At 68.4% G+C, this 16,513-nt stretch carries 17 protein-coding genes; 10 read left to right on the top strand and 7 right to left on the bottom strand.

Features of this window, described 5'->3' with window-relative positions; translation table 11 throughout:
- Positions 1–3: 3 nt before the first annotated feature.
- The 3 genes from DYE23_RS20060 to DYE23_RS20050 are packed head-to-tail and all read left to right on the top strand — an operon-like array spanning position 4 to position 1,657.
- On the top strand, positions 4–435 hold the full coding sequence (locus tag DYE23_RS20060; protein ID WP_011893258.1) for a Zn-ribbon domain-containing OB-fold protein: 432 nt from the start codon (positions 4–6) through the stop codon (positions 433–435).
- Positions 432–845 (top strand): nuclear transport factor 2 family protein, encoded by a 414-nt coding sequence (locus DYE23_RS20055; RefSeq protein ID WP_011893259.1) that lies wholly within the window; start codon positions 432–434, stop codon positions 843–845. Before DYE23_RS20060 ends, DYE23_RS20055 begins: the two co-directional genes overlap by 4 nt.
- Positions 842–1,657, top strand: a complete 816-nt coding sequence (locus tag DYE23_RS20050) for an SDR family NAD(P)-dependent oxidoreductase (protein ID WP_011893260.1) — start codon at positions 842–844, stop codon at positions 1,655–1,657. Before DYE23_RS20055 ends, DYE23_RS20050 begins: the two co-directional genes overlap by 4 nt.
- Before the next feature lie 3 nt (positions 1,658–1,660).
- Here DYE23_RS20050 and DYE23_RS20045 read toward each other — a convergent pair whose 3' ends face one another.
- From DYE23_RS20045 to DYE23_RS20020, 6 genes are all read right to left on the bottom strand, one after another.
- Complete coding sequence (locus DYE23_RS20045) at positions 1,661–2,980, bottom strand: MFS transporter (protein WP_115327987.1); 1,320 nt, start codon at positions 2,978–2,980, stop codon at positions 1,661–1,663.
- A 66-nt stretch (positions 2,981–3,046) separates the two neighbouring features.
- The gene (locus DYE23_RS20040; protein ID WP_013471202.1) at positions 3,047–4,513 is read right to left on the bottom strand and encodes an adenylate/guanylate cyclase domain-containing protein; all 1,467 of its coding nucleotides are present in this window, start codon (positions 4,511–4,513) and stop codon (positions 3,047–3,049) included.
- A gap of 13 nt (positions 4,514–4,526) precedes the next feature.
- Entirely contained in the window at positions 4,527–5,852 is a 1,326-nt protein-coding gene (locus DYE23_RS20035) for an MFS transporter (RefSeq protein ID WP_115327986.1), read from the bottom strand.
- A 1-nt stretch (position 5,853) separates the two neighbouring features.
- Complete coding sequence (locus tag DYE23_RS20030; RefSeq protein ID WP_011893264.1) at positions 5,854–6,156, bottom strand: hypothetical protein; 303 nt, start codon at positions 6,154–6,156, stop codon at positions 5,854–5,856.
- A 39-nt stretch (positions 6,157–6,195) separates the two neighbouring features.
- A complete protein-coding gene (locus DYE23_RS20025; RefSeq protein ID WP_011893265.1) occupies positions 6,196–7,704 on the bottom strand; it encodes a class I adenylate-forming enzyme family protein in 1,509 nt (502 codons plus the stop codon).
- On the bottom strand, positions 7,701–8,597 hold the full coding sequence (locus DYE23_RS20020) for an SDR family oxidoreductase (protein WP_013471203.1): 897 nt from the start codon (positions 8,595–8,597) through the stop codon (positions 7,701–7,703). The genes DYE23_RS20025 and DYE23_RS20020 overlap by 4 nt, the downstream gene beginning before the upstream one ends.
- A gap of 133 nt (positions 8,598–8,730) precedes the next feature.
- Here DYE23_RS20020 and DYE23_RS20015 point away from each other — a divergent pair, with 133 nt between their 5' ends.
- Genes DYE23_RS20015 through DYE23_RS20000 form a run of 4 tightly spaced genes read left to right on the top strand, consistent with a single transcriptional unit; the run spans position 8,731 to position 12,745 of the window.
- Entirely contained in the window at positions 8,731–10,320 is a 1,590-nt protein-coding gene (locus DYE23_RS20015; protein ID WP_013471204.1) for a methylmalonyl-CoA mutase family protein, read from the top strand.
- Positions 10,321–10,335: 15 nt separating this feature from the next.
- Positions 10,336–10,737: a cobalamin B12-binding domain-containing protein gene (locus DYE23_RS20010; RefSeq protein ID WP_011893268.1), complete on the top strand. Its 402-nt coding sequence runs from the start codon at positions 10,336–10,338 to the stop codon at positions 10,735–10,737.
- Positions 10,734–11,690, top strand: coding sequence for an LLM class F420-dependent oxidoreductase (locus DYE23_RS20005; RefSeq protein WP_011893269.1), 957 nt, complete (start codon positions 10,734–10,736; stop codon positions 11,688–11,690). The genes DYE23_RS20010 and DYE23_RS20005 overlap by 4 nt, the downstream gene beginning before the upstream one ends.
- Entirely contained in the window at positions 11,687–12,745 is a 1,059-nt protein-coding gene (locus DYE23_RS20000; protein WP_013471205.1) for a CaiB/BaiF CoA transferase family protein, read from the top strand. Before DYE23_RS20005 ends, DYE23_RS20000 begins: the two co-directional genes overlap by 4 nt.
- Here the strand turns inward: DYE23_RS20000 and DYE23_RS19995 are convergent.
- Positions 12,733–13,062, bottom strand: coding sequence for a 2Fe-2S iron-sulfur cluster-binding protein (locus DYE23_RS19995; RefSeq protein ID WP_011893271.1), 330 nt, complete (start codon positions 13,060–13,062; stop codon positions 12,733–12,735). The two genes, DYE23_RS20000 and DYE23_RS19995, sit on opposite strands and share 13 nt — an antisense overlap.
- 112 nt (positions 13,063–13,174) lie before the next feature.
- Here DYE23_RS19995 and DYE23_RS19990 point away from each other — a divergent pair, with 112 nt between their 5' ends.
- From DYE23_RS19990 to DYE23_RS19980, 3 genes are read left to right on the top strand one after another with little or no spacing between them, the layout of a single operon-like run.
- On the top strand, positions 13,175–14,590 hold the full coding sequence (locus DYE23_RS19990) for a class I adenylate-forming enzyme family protein (protein WP_011893272.1): 1,416 nt from the start codon (positions 13,175–13,177) through the stop codon (positions 14,588–14,590).
- Positions 14,590–15,402, top strand: a complete 813-nt coding sequence (locus DYE23_RS19985; RefSeq protein WP_011893273.1) for an acyl-CoA dehydrogenase family protein — start codon at positions 14,590–14,592, stop codon at positions 15,400–15,402. The genes DYE23_RS19990 and DYE23_RS19985 overlap by 1 nt, the downstream gene beginning before the upstream one ends.
- A complete protein-coding gene (locus tag DYE23_RS19980) occupies positions 15,389–16,474 on the top strand; it encodes an acyl-CoA dehydrogenase family protein (RefSeq protein ID WP_011893274.1) in 1,086 nt (361 codons plus the stop codon). The genes DYE23_RS19985 and DYE23_RS19980 overlap by 14 nt, the downstream gene beginning before the upstream one ends.
- The last annotated feature ends 39 nt before the right edge of the window (positions 16,475–16,513 follow it).

Genomic DNA, 16,513 nt, shown 5'->3' with positions numbered 1-16,513 from the left:
GAGATGCCGACGTTCGAACGGCCGATGCCCGTCAAGACCCCGACCTCGGCGCCGTTCTGGGACGGCCTCGCCGAGCATCGCGTGGTGATCCAGTACTCGCCGTCGTCGGGGTCCTACGTCTTCTACCCGCGGGTGCGCGCGCCCGGAACCCTGGCGAACGACCTGGAATGGCGCGAGATCTCCGGCATGGGAACGCTGTACTCGTTCACCGTCGCGCGCCGCCCCGTGGGGCCGCACTTCGCCGATGCGGTGCCACAGCTGCTGGCGATCGTCGAGTGGGACGAAGGCCCGCGCGTCACGACAGAGCTCGTCAACGTCGAGCCCGGCGACATCCGGATCGGCATGCGGGTCAGGCCCGTGTTCTGCGACTACCCGGAGCACGACGTGACGATGCTCCGTTACGAGCCTGCCGACCGGGGCGAGGAGCCGAGATGACCGAAGAGACCGACCGCCTCGAGATCAGCGAGGTGCAGGTGCGCTACGCCACCGGCATCGACAGCCGCGACTGGTCGTTGTTCCGCACCGTGTTCACCGAGGACTGCGAGCTGGACTACGGCGAGATCGGCGTGTGGAACGGCGTAGACGCGGTCACCGACTTCATGGTGGCCGCCCACGACATGGCCGGTCATACGCTGCACCGCATCACCAACCACACGGCCCTGGTGAACGGCGACTCCGCGACGGCGCGCGCTTATGTGGATGCGCTGATCATGGCGCAGGACAACGCATCCGGCGTCAACGCCGCCGGGTTCTACGACGACGACCTGGTGCGCACCGACGCGGGATGGCGGATCGCCAGGCGCCGCTTCACCACCGTCCTGGTCCGGACGGTGTCCGCGGGATGAGTTTCGAGGACACCTACGGTCCGTGGGCGCTTGTCGTCGGCGCCTCCGACGGGATCGGGTCCGCCTTCGCCGAGGAGCTTGCCGAACGCGGGCTCAACGTGGTGCTGCTGTCGCGTCGCGGACAGGTGCTGGCAGCACTCGCCGAACGTATCGAGTCGCGGTTCGGTGTCACGACGCGGGTGGTGACCGCCGATCTCGCGGACGAGTCCGCCGCCGACGCCGTGATCGAGGCGACGGCCGACCTGGACATCGGGACGCTGGTGTACTGCGCGGGCGCCGATCCCGAGTTCAAACCCTTTCTGGCGCAGCCTGTCGGCGCTGCCGAGGCGATGCTGCGGCGCAATTGTCTGACCCTGATGCGGCTGTGCCACCACTACGCCGGACCGATGGTCTCGCGCGGCCGTGGCGCCGTCGTCGTTCTCGGTTCCGGGGCCGGTCTCGCCGGTGGCCCGAACATGGTCGCCTACAGCGCGACGAAGGCCTTCGACATGGTGTTCGCCGAAGCGCTGTGGACGGAACTGCACGGCAAGGGCGTCGACGTCCTCGGGTTGATCCTCGGAAAGACCGATACACCCGCACTGCGCCGCCTCGAGCACGCCCGGGGAAACCTCGCGAGTCTCGATGAGCGCCCGAAGGACACCGCGACGGTCGACGACGTGATCGCCGAGGCCTTCGCCAACCTGACCAACGGTCCGACATGGATTGTCGGGCAGGACATGCGGGCGGCGGCACAGATGATGGGGTCGGTCTCCCGCAGCGACGCCGTCCGATTCATCATGCAGGCCAGCGCCGCGGCGATGGGGGACGGCTGACCGTCACGGATGGACCAGCTTGCGCAGTGGTTTGCGTGCGGTCTCACGCATGGTGAGCACTGTCAGCAGCGAGACGATCGCGGCGGCGATCAGGTAGTACGCCGGGGCGATGTCGTTGCCGGTGCGCGACACCAGCCAGGTCGCGACATACGGGGCGGTGCCACCGAAGACGGCGACCGAGACGTTGTAGCCGATGGAGTATCCGCTGGACCGGACCCTGGTGGCGAACAGCTCGGCGCCCGCTGCCAGCGACGCGCTGACGAACACCGACTCGATGGCCGCGAGCGCCGCGTGGGCCGCGATCGCAGCGGCCAGCGACCCGGTGTTGAGCAGCAGGAACAGCGGGTAGGCGAATACCGCGAAGGCGACAGCACCGGCGATCAGCAGCGGCTTGCGTCCGACCCGGTCCGACAGTGCGCCCAGCGGTGGGATCAGCACGATGCCGACCAGGCTCGCCACGGTGATCGACCAGAACGCGTCGACCTTGCTGAAATCCAGGGTCTCGGTGAAGTAGCTCGGCAGGAACGTGTAGACGATGTAGAAGCCGACGTTGTGAATGACGACGAGGCCGATGATCTGCAGAATCGGCCGCCATGACGTGGTGACGGCTTCACGCAGCGGCGACTGCGAGACCTCTCCCGACTCGCGCAGCGACCGGAATTCGGGCGTGTCGCCGAGCTTGAGGCGGATGTAGAGGCCGACGGCGCCGAGAAGGCCGGCGATCATGAACGGGATGCGCCAGCCGTAGGAGTTCATCGCATCCTCGGACAACCACGTCTCCAGCGCGGTGACGGTGATCGCACCGGCCAGGAAGCCGACGACGACGGACCAGACGAGGAAGGACACCACGAACCCGCGGTGCCGGTTCGGGGCGTACTCGGCGAGGAAGCAGGCCCCGCTGCCGTACTCGCCGCCGGCGGAGAACCCCTGAAGACACCGCAGTACCAGCAGCAGGATCGGGGCCAGCACCCCGATGGAGTCATAGCTCGGGACCAGGCCGATCGCGAGCGTCGACGCCGACATCAGCAGGATCACGATCGCCAGCACGCGTTGGCGGCCGATCCGGTCACCGAGGGGGCCGAAGAAGAAACCCCCGAGCGGCCGCATGAAGAACGCCGCCGCGAAGACCGCGAAAGTACTGAGCAGAGCGGCTGTTTCGTCTCCCGACGGGAAGAACTTGTCCGCGATGTAGGTGGCGAGGAATCCGTAGATCGCGAAGTCGAACCATTCGACGGTGTTGCCGATCGCCGCGCCACGCACAGCCTGTCGCACTGCTGCGGGTTCGGCTCCGCTGGGTCGGCGCTGATCCTCATCGACGGTCACGACGGCCCTCCTGCCGGTTCGTGGATGTGCTCGCGCGGGACGTGCATTCCCGCTGCGTGGCGTGGGCTAACGTTTCGTCAGGCTGAAGATGTCGGTCACTTCGGAGCGGCCCCGCAGCACGGTCCGGCCGTCGGCGCTCCAGTACGCGCGTTCGCGGGAGTCGGCCAGTCGGTGTGCGGTGCCCGAGCACAGCGTCCGGCCGTCGAAGTCTTTGGCGTGGTCGGCCAGGCGTGCGGCCTCGTTGACCGCGTCCCCGACGACGGTGTACTCGTAGCGGTCCCGGCCACCGATGTTCCCGGCGAACACCGGGCCCGCCGAGATCCCGATGCCGAAGTCGACTGGCAGCCTGCGCAGTTCGGAGGCGAGAACGCGCGCGGTGGCCATCGCCGCCGACGCCGGGTCGGGGATGCGCAGCGGCGCCCCGAACACCGCGAGTGCCGCATCGCCCTGGAACTTGTTGATCAGGCCGTGTCGTTTGTCGACCTCGGAGACCACGATCTGGAAGAACTCGTTGAGCACCGCGGCGACGTCCCGTGGTTCCCGCTCGACGGCCAGCTGTGTTGAGCCGACGAGGTCGATGAACAGCACGGCGACCTCGCGTTCGTCGCCGGCGGCCAGGTCGTCCTGCTCGCCGGCGAGGTCGACGGCGCGGCGGGCGACCTCTTCTCCGACGTGACGGCCGAACAGATCCCGCAGCCGGTCACGTTCGCGCAGCCCGGCCACCATCCGGTTGAACCCGCTTTGCAGCCTGCCGATCTCGGACCACTCGTACACCTCGATGGTGCGGTCGATCTCGCCTCTCTCGACGTCGGCCATCGCCTCGACGACCTCGTTGACCGGATCGGAGATCGACATGGAGACCAGGATCATCGATCGCAGACCCAGCACCACCGCGACCAGCGCCAGGATCAGCAGGGCGAGTTCGATCGGGGACGTCGGCTTGAGCAGCCAGTTCTGGGAGCGCAGGATCAGCAGCACCGCGATGGCCGAGCCGGGCAGCGCCGTGCAGGCCAGCCACATCAGCAGCAGGCGGGCGCGCACACCCGGGGCGACCGGGCGTTCGGCGTCGGTGGGGACGCCCGCCAGAATTGGCCGCAGAGTGCGCAGCGTGAACAGGAACCCGGTCGTGACGGTGGCGATCGCGCCGAACAGCAGCGCGGTGGTGAGCACGACGAACACCGTGGCCGGGGCGTGCAGGTTCAGCGGGACCAGGATCGCCGCGGTGAGCAACCACGGTGCGAGCGTGATGACGGCCTGGCGGCGCATGGTTTTCGCCGTGACCCGAATCTCGTCGGGAGTGGGCCGCCGACCGGCGTTCAGCCAGCGCAGCGACGGGCGGACGATCAGCACCGCACCGACGGCGACGGTGACCGTGCCGATCAGGCCGACCACCGCCAGCGTGAGCACGTTGCCCAGGGTGACCACGCTGCGGCCCGCCAGCGCGACGACGATGGCCACCACCTCGGCGACCGTGAGCAGGTACGCCGACGTGAGCCCAGCTGCGTACCTGGTCAGCAGGCGGCGTGGCCTCACCAGGCCGAAGGTATCAGCCGGTCGGTGCCGTCGGCGTGTGTTCCGGCCGTGCCTCGGCCGGGGCGGCTCGCCAGCCCCCGGGCATGAAACACACGGCGACTGCCGAGACTGCTGACGCCGCAATCAGATACGCGGCGATCGAGTTGCTCGAACCGGTGGCCGCGTAGAGCGCGGTGGCGATCGTCGGCGCGAACGCCGAACCGAGCACCTGGGACAGCGTGTAGCCGACGGACACGCCGCTGTAGCGGACGTCGGCGTCGAAGGCCATCGAGAACAGCGCCCCGGTCACACCCGCCGCGGGCGCCATCGCGAGCCCGAAGATCAGCACCAGGGCGAGCACGAACATCACCGGGCGGCCCGTGTTGATCAGAGCGAACGTCGGCACCACGGCCAGGGCCATCGCGATGACGCCGGCCAGGTACAACGGCTTACGTCCGACCCGGTCGGACAGCGCCCCGAACAGCGGGTAGGTCGCGACGGCCACCACCGCGCCGAGGAACACTCCGAGCAGCGCCCAGTCGCGGGGGATCTCCGCGACGGTGGTGGCGTAGGAGACGAGGTAGGCCACGCAGATGTAGGCGAAGATGCCCTGGGACAGGTACGCGCCCGCGACGAGCAGTATCTGGCGCCAGTGCCGGCGGAACGCCGCGACGATCGGGGTTCGCGTGACCTCGGAGCGTCGCTGGAGTTCCGCGAAGTGGGGGCTCTCGGTGACGGTGAGCCGGACGACGAGTCCGATCACGATCAGGATCGCGCTGACGAGGAACGGGATGCGCCAACCCCAGGCGAGGAACTGGTCGTCGGGCAGCCTGGCGGCGAGGTAGAACGCCAGCGTGGCCGCAGCTGTCCCGGCGGGGGCGCCCATCTGGGGGAAGGCGCCGTAGAAGCCCCGCCTGTCGGCTGTTGCGTGTTCGACGGCCATCAGCGTCGCACCGCCCCATTCGCCACCGACGGCGAATCCCTGGGCGAGGCGCAGCACGGTCAACAGGATCGGTGCGGCGAGGCCGATCTGGGCGTACGTCGGCAGCACCCCGATCAGGACCGTGGAGACCCCCATGCCCACCAGCGAGTACACCAACATTCTGCGACGCCCCACGCGATCGCCGAAGTGGCCGAACACGATGCCGCCCAGCGGGCGCGCGATGAAGCCGACCCCGAACGTGGCGAACGACAGCAGAATCCCGGCCGCCGGAGAAGCATTGGGGAAGAACAGCTTCGGGAAGACCAGCGCCGCGGCGGTGCCGTAGATCAGGAAGTCGTAGAACTCGACGGTCGTACCGACGAAGCTCGCGATCGCGACGCGGCGCGGTGAGACGCGCGTACGCCCGCCGGGCCCCATGTCAGTCGCTGGCGGGCAGCGGCTTGGCTTCCTTCAGCGACAGTGGGGTCGAGCCGACGCTGATCGTGCCCTTGCCGGCCTTGGTGACCAGCACCTCGGCGCCGGTGTCGTCGACGTAGCGCTTGCCCATCAGATTTCCGTCGGCCAGCGAGTCGTCGAGGGACAGTGCGGAATCCGTGGGGTCTCCGACGGGGACGGCGGGCGCGCCGCCCACCCGCAGGTCGTCGAGACTGTCCGCGCTGCGTACGACGATCAGTTGGGTGTCGCACACCTGGCTCTGCAGGCGGGTGCCGTTCTTGATCATTAGGGGCTCCTTGTATCGCGCCGGTCGGGCCGGCAATCGTTAAACAGCCGGCTGTGCCGGCGATCGGTCCTGATTCAACTCGCTGACGAGTTCGCGGCGCAGCACCTTGCCGGTCGCGTTGGTGGGCAGTTCGTCGCGGAACACCACCCGGTCGGGGGTCCGGGATCCGCGAAGCTGGGACCGCACGTGCGCGCGGAGGTCCTCCGGGTCGGGCGCGGTGTCCTGGTGGGGGACCACGACGGCGACGATGATCTGGCCCCACTGCGGGTCGTCGGCCCCGACCACGGCGCAGTCGCGGACGTGGGGGTGCTCGACGAGCACATCCTCGATCTCGGCGGGCGCGATGTTCTCGCCGCCGCGGATGATCGTGTCGTCGGAGCGGCCCCCGATGAACAGGTACCCCTCGCTGTCGAGGTAGGCGACGTCCTTGGTGGGGAACCACCCGTTCTCGTCGAGCACGGAGCCGATGTCGGTGTACTTCCCGGAGACCTGCTCACCGCGGACGAACAGCTCGCCGGTCTCACCCGGTCCCAGCACGGTGCCGTCCTCGGCCCGGACCTCGACCTCGATGCCGGGCACCGGTTGGCCGACCGATCCGAGCCTGCGCAGCGCGGCGTCGTCGGCGGCGGCCAGCGCCGCACGGTGGTCGTCGGGGGTGAGCACGGCGATGGTCGAGCTGGTCTCGGTGAGGCCGTAGGCGTTGACGAATCCGACGTCGGGCAGCAACGAGAGTGCTTTGCGCACCAGGGGCAGCGGCACCTTGGATCCGCCGTAGGCCAGCGTGCGCAGGGTGGGCAGCGCGGTGTCGGTCGTCTCCAGCACGGTGACGATGCGATCGAGCATGGTCGGGACCACGGTCGCCGAGGTGACACCTTCGTCGGCGACCAGCCGGACCCACTTCTCGGCGTCGAAGTGCCGCAGGTACACCATCTTTCGGCCGGCGTACAGGTTCGACAGCGCGGCGCTGACGCCGGCGATGTGGTACGGCGGAACGCAGATCAGCGCGGCGTCGTCGGGTTCGGCGGAGGCGAACTCGACGGTGCCCATGATGTAGCTGGTCAAGTTGGTGTGGGTGAGTTCCACTGCTTTGGGCTTCGAGGTCGTGCCCGAGGTGAACAGCACGACGCCGACGCTGTCGGGATCGGCGAACTCGGCAGCAGGTTCTGCTGTTCGCGAGGCCTCGAAGAACTCGCGCGAGCCCATCGTCCGGTAGCTGTCACCGACCGCGTCGCGGTATTCGTCGTCGACCACGACGAGCGGATCCGGGAGGCGGTCGAGCAGCGCGCGCAGACCCTCGGCCGAGAGTCGGTAGTTCAGCGGGGTCACCGGCACGGCGGCGCGGGCCGAGGCGAACAGCAACAACGGCAACAGGGCGCCGCCGGTGCCCACGTAGGCGACGTGGCGTGCGCCTGATGCCGCGATGACACCGGCGCCTCCATCGGCCAGCGCACTGAGTTCAGCTGTGGTGAGCCGGGTGTCGTCGGACACCACCGCGGTGCGGTCGGGGCCGGCGTCGGTGGCCATCTCCAGCAGCAGCGAGATGCTCATGAGGTGCGCCCGTCGACGAAGATGTCGAGGATCGGCTCGTCGCCGCCGCCGTAGCGGGAGAGGTCGGTGACACCCGAGGCGATCAGGACCTCCGAGTCGATGAAGCACTGGCCGTTCACCTCGGCGGCGGGCCGCGACAGGATCTCCACCGCGGCGTCGGCCATGATGTCCGGGCTGCGCGAGGCCTGCACCAGCGCGTCGCCGTCGGAGAGGTTGGTCACCGCGGACGTCGCGATGTAGGTCTCGGGCCACAGGCAGCTGAATCCGATGCCGGTGTCGGCGTATTCGTTCGCCCAGCCCAGGGACAGCAGCGTCATCCCGTACTTGGACAGCGTGTAGGACGGGTGAGCGCCGAGCCAGTGCGGGTTCATGTTCAGCGGGGGAGCGAGGGTGACCACGTGCGCACCGGCGCGCGCCTGCCGCAGATGGGGCAGCGCCGCCTTCGTCAGCAGGAACGTGCCGCGGATGTTGATGTCCATCATGAGGTCGAATTTCTTGGCCGACAGCGCGTCGGTGGGTTCGGTCGCGATGGCGCTGGCGTTGTTTACGACGATGTCGACGCCGCCGAAGCGTTCGACCGCGGTGTCGATCGCGCGGGCCACGTCTTCTTCTTTGCGGACGTCCCCGACGACGGCGACGCCCTTTCCGCCGGCCGCCTCCACATCGGCGACCGCGGTGTGCACGGTGCCGGGGAGCCTCGGGTGCGGCTCGGCCGTCTTGGCGAGCAGCACGACGTTGGCGCCGCGGCGCGCGGCGCCGAGCGCTATCGCCAGCCCGATCCCTCGGCTGCCGCCCGACACCACCAGGGTGCGGTCGGCGAGCGATTCCGTGCTGGACGTGCCCGACTCCGAAGCCACGGTGGCCCCTTTCCCGATAGATAGTGCCGTTCTCATTTTAGGCGAATCCCATAATCGCTGTGTACCGGGGTTTCCACCCTGGATCATGGGGCCTCGCACACGCTGCTGCGTGCATCTTTCCCTCAGACGGTATTGGCATTCTCATTTTTTGCAAGTACGTTATCCAGCGATGAGCGAGCAAGTCGTGCCCCGGGTCGAGACCCCCTCTGGCATCCCACTGGACCCTGTGTACGGGCCAGGTGATCGCGCGGCCGATCCACCGCCGCCCGGGGAGTATCCGTTCACGCGCGGGAACTTCGCGTCCGGATACCGCGGAAAGACCTGGACCTTCCGACAGTATTCAGGCTTCGGCACCGCCGAGGAGTCCAACAGCCGGTACCGGTATCTGCTCGATCAGGGCGGCACCGGTCTGTCGGTGGCCCTCGACCTGCCCACCCAGTGCGGCTACGACTCCGATGACGAGGAGTTCGGCGAGGAGGTCGGGCGCGTCGGCGTGGCGGTCGACACGCTGGCCGACGCCGAGATCCTGTTCGACGGCATCCCGCTCGACAAGATCAGCACCAGCTTCACCATCAACGGCACCGCGGCGATCCTGCTCGCGTTCTACGTCGCCGCCGCCGAGAAGAAGGGTGTGCCGCGCGAGAAGCTCACCGGCACGATCCAGAACGACATCCTCAAGGAGTACGCGTCGCGCGGCACATGGATCTGGCCGCCCGAGCCGTCGCTGCGGTTGATCGCCGACACCATCGAGTTCTGCGCGGCCGAGGTACCGCGCTTCAACGCGATCTCGGTGGCGGGCGCGCACTTCCGCGACGCCGGTGCCAACGCGGTGCAGGAGATGGCGTTCACGCTGGCCGACGGGGTCACCTACTGCGACACGGTGGTCGAGCGCGGACGGATGACCATCGACAAGTTCGCGCCGCAGATCTCGTTCTTCTTCTACACCCACGGTGACTTCTTCGAGGAGATCGCGAAGTACCGGGCCGGCCGCCGGCGGTGGGCCACGATCGTGCGCGAGCGCTACGGCGCCACGACGGACAAGGCGTCGATGTTCCGCTTCGGCTGCGTAGCCGGTGGCGCGTCACTGTATGCCCCGCAGGCGCAGAACAACCTGGTGCGCGTGGCGTACGAGGCGATGGCCGCGGTACTCGGCGGCGTGCAGTCGATGTTCACCGCTGCCTGGGACGAGCCGTTCGCCCTGCCCAGCGAGGAGTCGGCGACGCTGGCGCTGCGCACGCAGCAGATCCTCGCGTACGAGACCGGTGTGACGAAGGTGGCCGACCCGCTCGGCGGTTCGTACTTCGTCGAGGCCCTCACCGATGCGACCGAGGAGAAGATCATCGAGATCATGCACGATCTCGAGACTCACGGCGGAATGGTGCGCTGCATCGAGGACGGCTATCTGCAGGGGCTGATCGCCGACGAGGCGTTCAAGATCCACCGCGAGGTGGAGTCGGGGGAGCGCCCGGTCGTCGGTGTGAACAAGTTCGTCGTCGACGAGCCGGCGCCCGACCTCGCGACCTACGAGCTCGATGCGGAGGGCCGCGACAAGCAGCTCACGCGGCTGGCGAAGGTGAAGGCCGAACGGGACGGCGTCGCGGTGAAGGAGAGCCTGGCCGCGCTGGCCCGCGCCGCCGAGGGTGAGGACAACCTGATGCACAAGCTGATCGACTGCGCCAACGTGTACTGCACGGTGGGCGAGATGGTGTCGACGCTGAAGTCGGTCTGGGGCGAGTTCCAGCAGCCTGTCGTTTTTTAGAGGAGAGGTGTTCTAGTGAGCACACGTGTGCTGGTGGCCAAGCCCGGTCTCGACGGCCACGACCGGGGCGCCAAGATCGTCGCGCGCACCCTGCGTGATGCGGGATTCGAGGTGATCTACACCGGGATTCGGCAGCGCATCGAGGACATCGTGTCGATCGCTCTGCAGGAGGACGTCGCGCTGGTGGGGTTGTCGATTCTGTCGGGCGCCCACGTCACGCTGACGGCGCGCACGGTGGACGCGCTGCGCGCCGCCGATGCCGGTGACATCGCCGTCGTCGTCGGAGGCACCATCCCGCAGGGGGATGTGCAGAAGCTGCTCGATGCCGGTGCGGCCGCGGTGTTCCCGACGGGCACCTCGCTCGACGACCTGGTGCGCGACGTCCGGGCGCTGACGGAGAAGGCGGAGCAGTCATGAGATTAGGCGTGATGATCGGGGCTGAGCGCGGCGACATGGCCCGCAAGGTCAGCAAGCTCGTCTCCGACATCGAGTGGGCCGAGTCGGCAGGGCTGGACACCGCGTGGATGCCGCAGGTGCCCAACGACTTCGACTGCCTGACGATGGTCGCGTTGATGGCCGCGCACACCTCACGCATCGAACTCGGTACCGCCGTGGTGCCGTTGCAGGCACAGCACCCGATCGCGCTTGCGCGCCAAGCACTCTCGGTGCATGCGATGGCCGCGGGCCGGCTGGCGCTCGGGGTCGGGCCGTCGCACCACTGGATCGTGCGCGACATGCTGGGCCTTCCGTACGAGAAGCCGGCCGCGTACACCCGCGACTATCTCGAGGTCCTCAACACCGCGCTCGCCGGGCCCGGTGACGTCGACGTCGAGAACGATTCGTTCACGGTGCACAACCCGACGGTTCTCGGTGCCGAACAGCCGCTTCCGGTCTTGGTGGCAGCCCTCGGACCGGTCATGCTGCAGATCGCCGGCGAGCGCGCCGACGGCACCGTGCTGTGGATGGCCGACGAGAAGGCCATCGGGGAACACATCGCGCCGAAGATCACCAAGGCTGCCGCCGACGCGGGTCGTCCCGCACCGCGCATCGTCGCGGGTATCCCGGTGTGCCTGTGCGCCAACTCCGAGATCGACGCGGCCAAGGACCGGGCCAACCGGATTCTGGCGGAGGCGGAGACGTCGCCGAACTATCAGCGGCTGCTCGACCGCGGCGACGCCCGCAATGTCGGGGACCTGTGTGCGGCCGGTGACGAGGAATCGATCCTGGCCCGTTTCAAGCAGTTCGCCGATGCCGGGGTCACCGACCTGTCGGTGCGGTTGCTGCCGATCGGGGAGACGCGCGACGAACTGGTCGCATCGAAGTACCGGACGCGTGAGGTGATCGGCGAGCTCGCCAAGGCCGTGCAGTGAGCGCGGGCGCCCCCCTCGCGGGCATCCGCATCCTCGAGGTCGGGGTGATGCTGGCGGGGCCTTACGCGACGATGATGCTCGCCGATCTCGGCGCCGAGGTGATCAAGATCGAGCCACCGGGCGGGGAGATCTCACGGCAGGTCAGCGACAGCTACTTCGCCAGCCTCAACCGCAACAAGCAGAGCGTCGTGATCGATCTGCGTTCGGACGCGGGCCGTCAGAAGCTGGGCGAGCTGGTCGCGGATTCGCATGCGCTGCTGGTCAATATGAAGCCGTCGGCGATCCGCCGGCTCGGATTGACCTACGACTCCCTCAAGGAGTTCAACGAGCGCATCGTGTGCGTGGCGATGACGGGGTTCGGGCTCGACGGCGGTGACGATCCGGCGTTCGACTACGTGATCCAGGCGGCCACGGGGGTGGCGGCCATGACGGGGGATCCGGACGGACCTCCGACGCTTCCGGGGTATTCCTCGGCGGACAACTCGACGGGTCTGACCGCTGCGCTGGGTCTGCTGGCGCAGATCGTGTCGGGCCGGGGCGGGCAGGTCGATGTGTCCCTGCAGGACGTCATGCTGTCGCAACTGAACTACCGTGCCGCGGCCTACCTCAACGACGGCGCCGAACCCAAACGGCATCCGTTCGGGGCGCATTCCTATTACGTTCCCGCGCAACTGTTCTCGACCGCCGAGGGCTTCCTCGCGCTGTTCATCACCCACGACGGATTCTGGGCGTCGTTCGCGCGGGAGGCCGGCATCGAGGGGTTCGCCACCATGGCCGAGCGTGCGTCTCGGCGCGACGAGGTGCTGGCGCTCGTCAGCGCAGCCCTGGCCGGGGACACCGCGGTGGGCTGGCAGAATCGGTTGCAGCCGTTGGGAATTCCCGCCGCCGCGGTGCGGACGCTACCCGAGGCGCTGGAGGCGATGCCGGAGGTGGTCGTCACCGCCGGGGATTTCCGTCTGGTGCGCAGTCCGATCCGGATCGCCGGCTACACGCCCGAGTACCGGCCGGCGCCGACGCTCGACGAGCACGCCGACGCGCCGGCTCACTCGTCGTAGTTGACGGTCACATCCGCGGTGTCGGGAACGGCCTGGCACGTCAACACGTATCCCTCGGCGACCTCGTCCTCGGTGAGGGCGTCGTTGACCCGCATCGTCGCGGTTCCGTCGGTCAGCAGCGCCATGCAGGTGCCACAGTTGCCTGCCTCGCAGGAGAAGGGCGGCCCCATCCCGGCCCGGCGCGCGCTTTCGAGCAGTGTCTCGCCGTTGCGGTGCGCCACCGACGCGGTGCTGCCGTCCAGGTGGATGGTGATCGTGCCCTGCGCCGCCGGCTCAGTCACTGTGGACCCCGTTCCCGGTGTCTGCGGCTCGGTCATATGACCCTCTCTCGACATTGTCATTCTGATAATAGGAGAATACTATTCTCCCCGACAAGCGGTAGTCCTCTCACCGCCATCATCCACGACTCCCGGAAGGGGCGCGCGCGACGTGAGTGAGCCGACGGCGCTCGCCTTCGAGGATCGGTGCTTGAGCCTTGCCGACATCGACGCTCTGGCTGCGGGGATGGCCGTCGAGCTGCAACGGCGCGGGGTCGGTGCGGGGTCGCGGGTGGCGCTGATGTCGTCGAACCGGCCGGAGTTCGTCGTCGCTCTGAGGGCGATCTGGCGACTCGGCGCGGCAGCGGTACTGCTGAGCCCGGCGTGGAAGCAGACCGAGGTCGGGCACGCGGTGGCGCTGACGGAGGCGACGCATGCGGTCGGTGACCATCCGGTGCTCGCCGACGCGATGCCGATGCTGTCTCTCGATGACGAGATCGCGCCGCGGGACCCGGAAGCGGCGCCCGATCCCGACGCCGGTGCCGACGCCGTCTTCGTCTTCAGCTCGGGAACAACGGGTATGCCCAAGGCGGTCCGGCACACGCACGCGTCGCTGGCCGTCGCAATTCGGCACTGGCGCGATGCCCTGGGGCTGACGGCGGCCGACCGGATGCAGGTGATGACGCCGCCCTCGCACATTCTGGGACTGCTCAACATCATCATGGCCCTCGACACCGGTGCCTGGATCAGGTTGCACCGAAGGTTCGACATCGACGCGATGCTGCGTCACATCGAGTCCGACCGCATCACGATCGAGATGGCGGTCGCACCGATCGCGCTGGCACTCTCGGCGCACCCGCGTCTGGAAGACCACGACCTGTCGTCGCTGCGGTACATCATGTGGTGCGCCACCCCGGTCACCCAGAGCGTGGCCGAGGCGGTCACGGCACGCACGGGGGTCACCTGGGTGACCGCCTACGGGGCGAGTGAGTTGCCGGTGATCTCGTGCAACGATCTGCAGCACGCGCGGCTGGACACCGTCGGCCGTGCCGTCACCGGAGTCGGTATCCGCATCGTGTCGCTGCAGACCGGTGAGGTGCTGGGCGCGGGTGAGGAAGGCGAGATCCAGGTGCGCTCGGACTCCGCGATGGCCGGATACCTCCCGGATCAGTGGACCGCACAGGCGTTTTCGGACGGCTGGTACCGCACCGGCGACGTCGGCACGCTCGACGGCGAGGGCTGGCTGCGGATCACCGACCGTGCCAAGGAAATGATCAAGGTCCGCGGTTTCCAGGTTGCTCCGGCGGAGGTCGAGGCGGTGCTGCACGGACATCCCGCGGTCGAGGACTGTGCGGTGTTCGGGATCCCGGCCGCCGACGGCGAGGCGATCGTCGCCGCGGTGACCCTGGGGCACCCGGTCGACACCGATGAACTGGCCGACCTCGTCGCCGACCGGCTGGCCTCGTACAAACGACCGAGCCGGGTTGTGGTCGTCGACGAAATCCCGCGCCTGCCTTCGGGCAAGGTGCTGAGACGAGTGTTGCGGGAGCGCGCGATGGGCGCTGGCGCGAAGAGCGGAGGATTCTGATGGACGTCCGTCTGACCAGTGAGCAGCGGCAGCTGCGGGATGCCGCCGCGGAGGTGGCCGAGGAGCTCGGGCCGGGTTCGGTCGCCGACCTCGACGACTCCGCGCGCCGCGCACGGCTCGAAAAGGCGGTCGACGCCACGGGTTTCCGGACCCTGCGCTCGGACGGGGCCTCGGCGGTCGAGGTCGCGATCGTGGCCGAGGAGTTCGGCCGGGGCCTGGTCGACGTCCCGTATCTGGGGCCGGTGCTCGTCGACGACCTGCACCGGCGGGTCGGTCGAGACCCGGTGGCGGGCGCCGACCCCCAGACGGTCGATCTGACGAACAGTCTCGCCGGCGTGGTCGAGTCGCCGTCGGAGCTGTCGGACCTGTCCGACGAGGATGCCGGGCGTTGGTATGCACTGGCATTGGCCGCCACGGCAGCCGACATGGTGGGTGCCGCCCGCGGAACGCAGAGGCTGGCCACCGAGTACGCCAAGGTCCGCGAACAGTACGGCTCGGCCATCGGTTCCTATCAGGCCGTCGCGCACCTTCTGGCCGAGAGTGAGGCACTGATCGAGGGATCGATCAGCGTGTCACGCCACGCCGCCTGGGCGGTCGACGAGTTGCCGGCCCGGGAGGCGATCGAGGCGGCCCGGGTCGCGAAGATCTACTGCGCACGCGCCGCGATGACGGTGTGTGAGACATCGATCCAGGTACACGGCGGCATCGGCAACACCTGGGAATGCCTGGCGCACATCTATCTACGCCGGGTGCTGGCCGCCACCGAAGCATGGCCCGTCACGTTGGAGGAGCTGACCATTGGACTTTCGTGATTCGCCCGACGAGGCCGCGTTCCGGGACCGGTTGGCGGCCTGGCTCAAAGAGCAGAAGGGCAGGTTCCCGACGTCCGGTGACGCGTACTGGGCCAAGGCCGGGGAGTGGCACCAGGCGCTGTTCGAGGCCGGGTTCTTCGGCACGTCCTGGCCCAAAGCCTATGGTGGACAGGATCTTCCACCGGTCTATGACGTCATCGTCGACGAGGAGATCGCCAAGGCCGGGGCCCCCGCGCGCCCGAGCCTCGGGTATCTCGTCGTCGGGTTGAGCCATCACGGCAGCGAAGAGCTCCGGCAGCGTTTCCTCCCCGGCATGATCAACGGCACCGAGCGCTGGTGCCAGGGTTTCTCGGAGCCGGGCGCCGGATCCGATCTGGCGTCGCTGACGACCACAGCCGTCAAGGACGGTGATGAGTACGTCATCCACGGGCACAAGATCTGGACCAGCTACTCCGATGTCGCTGACTGGTGTCTGGTCCTGGCGCGCACCGACAAAGACGTTCCGAAGCACAAAGGCATCTCGGCGTTCATCGTGTCGATGCACCAGCCGGGTATCGAACAGCGTCCGCTGAAGATGATCAGCGGCGTCACCAAGGAGTTCGGCCAGGTCAGCTTCGACGGCGCGCGGGTGCCTGCCGAGAACATGGTCGGCGCGCCCGGTGAGGGATGGAAGCTGGCGATGACGGTCGTCAGCCACGAGCGGGAACCGTCGACGCTCGGGTTCTCCGCCCGGTACGGGAAAACGGTGCGGCAGATGGCCGCCGGCGTCGACGGCACGCCGCCCGACGAGTTGTCGTGGGCGTGGGTGCAGACCGAGATGCTGCGGCTGCACGTGCGCAGGCGGTTGTCCGAACAGCTCGACGGTCTGACCCACGGCCCCCAGGGATCCCTGGACAAGCTGTTGATGACCTGGGTGGAGCAGTCGGTCGGCCACGCGGCTCTCAAGACGGTGGGCACCGGCGACGAGGAGCTGTTCGGTGCCTACATGTACAGCCGCGCGCAGAGCGTGATGGGCGGCACGTCACAGATTCAGAAGAACATCATCGCGCAACGGATCCTCGGCTTGCGATGAGCGCTTGCGCGAAGAGCCATACGCTTGCGATGAGCGCTT

This window comes from Mycolicibacterium gilvum (assembly GCF_900454025.1).
GTDB lineage: Bacteria > Actinomycetota > Actinomycetes > Mycobacteriales > Mycobacteriaceae > Mycobacterium > Mycobacterium gilvum.
This window is presented reverse-complemented; position numbering and strand designations above follow the sequence as displayed.